We start from the raw sequence: 601 nt of genomic DNA on the forward strand, positions 1-601 counted from the left end.
ACGACGGCGTTGGCGACGCCCTTCTCCGGCTGCTGGTCGTAGACGAGGCGGAAGATGATGCCGGCGGCCAGCATGGAGACCGCCATCGGCATGAAGACCACCAGCTTGAAGGCGGTGCCCCAGCGGATCCGCTCGGTCAGGACGGCGAAGACCAGTCCGAGCGCGGTGGTGAGGGCGGGGGCGACCGCGACCCAGATCGCGTTGTTCCTCAGCGCGGTGAGCGTCGCCCGCTGGGTGAACAGGTCGCCGTAGTTGCGCAGGCCGACGAAGTGGGCGAAGTCGTCGATGCCGTAGAGGCTGCGCGCCAGCGACCACAGGATCGGGTAGAGGACCAGGGCGCCCAGCAGGACCAGGGCGGGCAGCAGGAAGAGCGCGGCGGCCCAGGGGCGGGTGCCGGGCACCCGCCCCCTCGGCGGCCGCGCCGCGGCGGCGGGGGCTGCGGGGGCGGCCATCGGCCGGCCTCAGTTCCCGTACGCCTTGGCGGCGTCGGCCTCGAGCTGCTTCTGCGCGCCGGCGACGTCCTTGGGGTGGGCGAGGAAGTCCTGCAGGTCCTTCCACTCCCCGGCGCCCTTGGTGCCGCCGAAGGCCGCCGGCGCCTGGT

Annotated in this window: 1 protein-coding gene and 1 pseudogene; both read right to left on the bottom strand. The window is 73.4% G+C overall.

The window, feature by feature from the left end:
* On the bottom strand, window positions 1-452 hold a 452-nt coding region (locus tag LO771_RS30050; protein WP_374228281.1), incomplete at its 3' end, for a carbohydrate ABC transporter permease.
* Window positions 453-461: 9 nt separating this feature from the next.
* Window positions 462-601: pseudogene (locus tag LO771_RS30055) on the bottom strand (carbohydrate ABC transporter substrate-binding protein); the annotation flags it as partial.

The organism is Streptacidiphilus sp. ASG 303 (assembly GCF_020991365.1).
Classification (GTDB): domain Bacteria; phylum Actinomycetota; class Actinomycetes; order Streptomycetales; family Streptomycetaceae; genus Peterkaempfera.